Origin of the sequence: Mycobacterium sp., assembly GCF_050701675.1 — a bacterium.
Classification (GTDB): Bacteria; Actinomycetota; Actinomycetes; order Mycobacteriales; family Mycobacteriaceae; genus Mycobacterium.
In genome coordinates, this window is sequence record NZ_JBOGDD010001154.1 from 1 (window position 1) to 5,294 (window position 5,294).

Below are 5,294 nucleotides of genomic sequence, written 5' to 3' on the forward strand. Positions count from 1 at the left end.
GGTGGTGGCTGGTGCGTCGCTAGACGGTTCGCTCTTGGGTGGCTCGGTGACGGGCGCGGGCTGCTGCTGGTCGTCGTCGTCCTGCTGCGGGCTGGGTTTGGGACGGGTGGTCACTGGCGCGGTGGTCTCCGGCACCGACTCCGGCACCTGCTCGTGCGTGCTCGGAGACGGGTTGTCGGAGGGACCCGGGGCGTAGGTGGTCTCGGTGGTCGGGGCCATGACGACGGTCGTCGTCGTGACGACAACCGGCGGCGGCATCGCAGGAGTGCCGCTGGGCACGGTGCGTTGAGCGACCGACCGAGTCGTGACCGCAGTGGTGGTCGACGTCGGGGCGATCGGTTCGTTGGAGTCCGCGGGAACCACCCGGAACGCAGCAGGCACACCGAGCACCGCTGCGCCGCCGATGGCGACCAGCACCAGGACGGCGCCGAGACCGACCCGCAACGGGCGGCCGCCGGAATTGGATTTCGAAGGGAGGTCGGCGATGTCGAGATCGTGCGGAGGCCACCAAGAGGTGTGGTCCTCGGGGCCGACCAGGGCGGACCCGGCCGGGGGAACGTCGAGCACCGCACGGTCCAGGGTCTGTTCGCGCAGCCAGGCAGGCGCGGGAACGAGTACCGGAGCGGCGCCGAGTAGCGCAGCCGGACTGACCATCCTGGCGCGTTCCTCCTCGCAGACCACGCAACCGTCGACATGCCTGGCGACGCGCTTGCGCATCAACACCGTGAACTGGCCGTCCCACTGGTCCAGGATCGCCGCCAGTTCGGGACAGCGGTCGGGGTCGGCCTTGGCCCGCTTGCACAGCAGCAGCGCACCCAACGAGCGTGCGATGGTGTCGCGGAGTCGTTCGACCAAGGTGTTGGCGTTCTTCGGGGTGACGCCAAGGGCGTCCGCGAGTTCGGGGCCGTCGAGCCCTTGGCGGTACGCCAACTCGAGCACCACGCGGTCGCGGTCGGACAACCCGTTGCTGGCTTCCCTGACGAGTTCGGCCAACTCGCCGCGGGCCGCCAAGGTGGCCGGATCGGCGTCGTCGCTTGGCATTTCGGGTAGTTCCTCGCTGAGTTGTTCACGCTTGCGGTCACGGATCCGGGAGAGCGCCTCGGAGCGAGCGATCGCATACAACCACGACCTCAATCGGTCGGGTTCGCGTAGTTGCACCAATTTGGTTGCTGCGGTGAGGAATACGTCCTGTACGCAGTCCGCGGCGGCGTCGCGGTCCCGCAGCATGCCAACGCAGAAATCGTGTAACCGGTCGGCGTAGCGGTCGTAGATCTCGGCGAAGGCCGACCGGTCGCCTGCGGCCGCGGCCCGCGCCAGCGCCGCGTCGTCCGCGCCGCTGAACGACGACAGCACGCCACCGGTCATGGCCCCACCCCCGCAGCACACCCCTCGCGTGCCAAGAACAACATCATCGTCGCGGCCTACCCGTCTGGCAATGACTCGTGAGCGGTCGTCGTCCCCGGAATCAACGAGCCGAGACCTGGCCGGGCGTGACGGGCTGCTGCGTGAACCGGTAGTAGCCGTAATCGGTGGCGGTGGTTGTGCCGAGGAGCTGGTGGTTGGCGTCGTACACCTTGCAGATCTGGTCGCGGTCGACCCCACGTCGCTGCGTGCTGTACACACCGAGCGTCGCCCCGGCGGCGTACAGCTCCGGGTGTTGCACGCACGTCGGCTGCATGTTGGTGGCGGCGGTGGCCGGGGCACTCATCGCCAGCGTGCCGATGGCGACGGTCGTGGCTCCGAGGGCAGCGGTGGTGAGATTGCGGAGGGTGGTGAGGTTGGCGTTCATGGTGTTCTCCCTGTATTCGTCGCGGCCCGGATGCCGCGTTCACAGGTAGGAGCTGGGGAGCGCCCGACTTCCCTCACTTTTTTCGGAGATCTTCTCCTGGCCGCTAGGGTTCCCACCGATGACAGGTGTCAAGTCCGATCGGCCCAGCTGGATCGCCCGACTGCTGGACTTCCAGCGCGACGGCGACGTCTTCGTCGCCCCACAGCCGTCCGGCGGTCCGGGCAAACGCCTCTTCGGCGGGCTGATCGCGGCCCAGTCGTTGGCGGCCGCGGGCGCCACCGTCGAACCCGACAAACTGCCGCAGTCGCTGCACCTCTACTTCGTCCGCGGCGGAGAGTACGGCGTCGACGTCGAACTCAACGTGGTCCGGACCCGCGATGGCCGGTCGTTCGACACCCGCCAGGTCACCGCCGTACAGCACGGCAAGACCATCCTGGAGATGATCGCGTCGTTCCATCGGCCGGAGCAGGGTGCCGACTGGCATCCGACTCCGCCGCCGGGCATCGAGTTCGAAGCCGCCCTCCCGAAGGAGCCCGATCTGGGCTTCGCGGGCCGCTTCGAAATCCGCGCTACCCCCGGCGACGACTCGCCGTTCGTGGTTCCCCCGTTCTGGATCAGGACAAGGGACCCGATCGAGGACGACCCGCTCGTCCGCGCCTGCACGCTGACGTTCATGTCCGACTTCGGACCCGTGCCCGTCGCACGGCCACCGGGGACGCCGCTGCGCACGGAGGTCGGCTACGCGGCGAGCCTCGACCACGCGGTCTGGTTCCACCGCCCGTTCGTGCCCAACGAGTGGCACCGCTACGAGGTCAACCCGCTCAACAACGCCGACGCGCGGGGCCTCGTCGTCGGCTCGATGTACGACCTGGCCGGATCGTTGGTGGCCAGCACCAGCCAGGAAGCGCTGTGGCGGTTCTAGGCGCACGTCCTCGTGCTCCGCACCTGGGAGAGTATTGGGCGTGAGCACACCGAGCACGCCAGCAGCCCCACCGAGCTGCTATCGGCATCCCGGCCGGGGAACCTACGTCAGCTGCACCCGCTGCCAACGCCCCATCTGCCCCGACTGCATGCGCGATGCGGCGGTCGGCCACCAGTGCGTCGAGTGCGTCAACGAGGGCACGAAGTCGGTGCGCCGGGTCAAGCCGGCCGGCGGCAAGCCGATCGTCACCTACGTGCTGATCGCGCTGAACGTGGTGATGTTCATCCTGCAGAAGGCAACCGACGAAGTCTTCCGGCAGTTCGTGCTGCAGGCAGACGTCGTCGCCTACTACGACCAGTACTACCGCCTGGTGACGTCGGGGTTCCTACATGCAGGCATCACCCACATCTTGTTCAACATGGTCGCGCTGTACTTCACCGGTCCCGCGCTGGAACGGCTGCTGGGACCTGCGCGCTTCGTGGGTCTCTACGCACTGAGCCTGTTGGGCGGCTCGGTGCTCGTCTACCTACTGACGCCGGTCAACCAGTCAACGCTGGGTGCGTCGGGAGCCATTTTCGGACTCTTCGGCGCGGCGTTCGTGCTGGCCCGCAAACTCGACCTGGACGTGCGTGGGATCGTCGGGCTCATCGTGATCAACCTCGTGATCACCTTCGTCGCGCCTGGGATCAGCTGGCAGGGCCATGTCGGCGGGCTGCTGACGGGCGCGGTGGTGGCCTGGGCGTACGCCTACGCTCCGCAAGCGAAACGGACACTGATCGTGACCGGGTCCTCCGTCGCGCTGCTGCTGCTCTTCGCGGCGCTCGTCTGGTGGCGTACGACGGCGATCCTCACGACAGTCGGCGTGTAAGCCCTAGGGGCTGGGCGGCGCGCCGCACCGGTCCTTGATGTCGACCAGCGGCTGCCGGATCCCCGTGATGTCGTTCTTGACGTCCGGGTGAGCGTTCAGATAGTCCTTCATCTGCTTGGACACCTGGTCCCTGGGAAGGCCTTCGAGGCTTGTCACGAACCAGTTGTAGTCCGGATGGGTGAACAAGTACGCCGACGTCGAGGCGGAGACGCCCGACCGTACGCCCTCCAGGTCGGCCGCCGTGCAGTTCGGCGGGTTCAGGGCTGGGTCCTCGTTGGCGAAGGCCGAGGGGATGGCCCCGAACAGGGTCGTGCCGATCAGCCCACCGGCGAGCACGGCCCCGCCGGTCAGGCGCCGCGCGGTGCGTCCACGAGATGACGGGGCCGGTGATCCAGTGACTGACATGGACGTGCTCCTTTGTGTTTGAGAAGAGTTTGCCGTGACGGACGTCATAACGCTTGGCTTAGGAGGTGATTCACAGGTAATCAGTGCGACGCTCACAGCCCACATACTGGCGGTTCTCATGTCGTGGTGAGTGGCCGATCGCGGAACACCTTGATAACAAGCCGATTACGCCGCGGCGCGGGGGCCGTGGCCGCGGTTGACGGCGCGGTTAGCTTGCCGGAGTCAGGGTGCACTAGAGATGGGATCCAGCCGTGTTGGCGACGTTCGTTGGTGGAGTTCGACACGCGTGGACGCGGCGGCTGGCCGTTTCCGCGCTGGTCGTGGCGACGATGGCGGGGCTGGTCGGGGGCGTCGGAGTCGTGCCGACGGCCGCGGCGTACTCGCGCGATGGCCTGCCCATCGAGATGCTCAGCGTGCCGTCGCCGTCGATGGGACGCGATATCCACGTCCAGTTCCAGGGCGGCGGCCCGCACGCCGTCTATCTGCTCGACGGGCTGCGCGCACAGGATGACGCCAGCGGTTGGGACATCAACACCGCCGCATTCGAGTGGTTCTACCAATCGGGCGTCTCGCTGGTGATGCCGGTCGGCGGGCAGTCCAGCTTCTACTCCGACTGGTACCGGCCCGCGGCGGGCAGCGCGGGCACCTCGACCTACAAGTGGGAGACGTTCCTGACCCAGGAACTGCCCGCGTATCTCTCTGCCAACAAGGGCGTCGCGCCGACCGGCAACGCGGTGGTTGGCCTGTCGATGTCCGGTGGCGCCGCGCTGAACCTTGCCGCGTACTACCCGAATCAATTCGTCTTCGCGGGCTCGCTGTCGGGCTTCCTCAATCCATCGCAGGGTCTGTGGCCGACCATGATCGGCTTCGCCATGAAGGACGCGGGTGGCTACAACGCCACCGACATGTGGGGCGTGTCGGGTGACCCGGCCTGGCGGCGCAACGATCCCATGGTCAACCTGCCGACACTCGTCGCGAACAACACGGCCATCTGGATCTACTGCGGTAACGGCAGGACGTCCGACCTGGACGTGCCAGGTGACTTCGGCGTCCAGTACAGCGCGCAGTTCCTGGAGAACATCACCATCAATACCAACAAGGACTTCCAGAAGCAGTACCTCGCTCTCGGTGGGCACAACGCGGTGTTCAACTTCCCGAACGACGGCACCCACAGCTGGGGTTACTGGGGTTCTCAGTTGCAGGCGATGAAGCCGGACCTGCTCAGGGTGCTCGGCGTAGGCGCGCCACCGCCCCCCGCGGCGCCGCCCGCCGTGGCACCGCCAGTCGTGGCGCCGCCCGCAGTGGTACCA

At 67.4% G+C, this 5,294-nt stretch carries 6 protein-coding genes; 3 read left to right on the forward strand and 3 right to left on the reverse strand.

Going from position 1 to position 5,294, the window contains the following annotated elements:
- Nucleotides 1-1,365, reverse strand: a 1,365-nt coding sequence (locus ACRDUX_RS35690) for an RNA polymerase sigma factor (RefSeq protein ID WP_526421390.1), incomplete at its 3' end; no start/stop codon positions are given.
- A gap of 100 nt (nt 1,366-1,465) precedes the next feature.
- Nucleotides 1,466-1,789 (reverse strand): hypothetical protein, encoded by a 324-nt coding sequence (locus ACRDUX_RS35695; protein ID WP_526421392.1) that lies wholly within the window; start codon nt 1,787-1,789, stop codon nt 1,466-1,468.
- A 118-nt stretch (nt 1,790-1,907) separates the two neighbouring features.
- Here ACRDUX_RS35695 and ACRDUX_RS35700 point away from each other — a divergent pair, with 118 nt between their 5' ends.
- The gene (locus tag ACRDUX_RS35700; protein ID WP_526421394.1) at nt 1,908-2,711 is read left to right on the forward strand and encodes an acyl-CoA thioesterase; all 804 of its coding nucleotides are present in this window, start codon (nt 1,908-1,910) and stop codon (nt 2,709-2,711) included.
- A 40-nt stretch (nt 2,712-2,751) separates the two neighbouring features.
- A complete protein-coding gene (locus ACRDUX_RS35705) occupies nt 2,752-3,579 on the forward strand; it encodes a rhomboid family intramembrane serine protease (RefSeq protein WP_526421396.1) in 828 nt (275 codons plus the stop codon).
- Between the two features lie 3 nt (nt 3,580-3,582).
- On the opposite strand, the gene ACRDUX_RS35710 is transcribed toward ACRDUX_RS35705, so the two are convergent.
- Nucleotides 3,583-3,984, reverse strand: coding sequence for a hemophore-related protein (locus tag ACRDUX_RS35710; protein WP_526421397.1), 402 nt, complete (start codon nt 3,982-3,984; stop codon nt 3,583-3,585).
- A gap of 329 nt (nt 3,985-4,313) precedes the next feature.
- Between ACRDUX_RS35710 and ACRDUX_RS35715 the strand changes: the two genes are divergently transcribed.
- Nucleotides 4,314-5,294 (forward strand): alpha/beta hydrolase (locus ACRDUX_RS35715; RefSeq protein ID WP_526421399.1); only part of this gene is annotated, 981 nt, incomplete at its 3' end.

Coding starts and splice junctions, on each gene's coding strand:
- ACRDUX_RS35695 (WP_526421392.1), bottom strand. CDS start 1,789: ATGAACGCCAACCTCACCACCCTCCGCAATCTCACCACCGCTGCCCTC.
- ACRDUX_RS35700 (WP_526421394.1), top strand. CDS start 1,908: ATGACAGGTGTCAAGTCCGATCGGCCCAGCTGGATCGCCCGACTGCTG.
- ACRDUX_RS35710 (WP_526421397.1), bottom strand. CDS start 3,984: ATGTCAGTCACTGGATCACCGGCCCCGTCATCTCGTGGACGCACCGCG.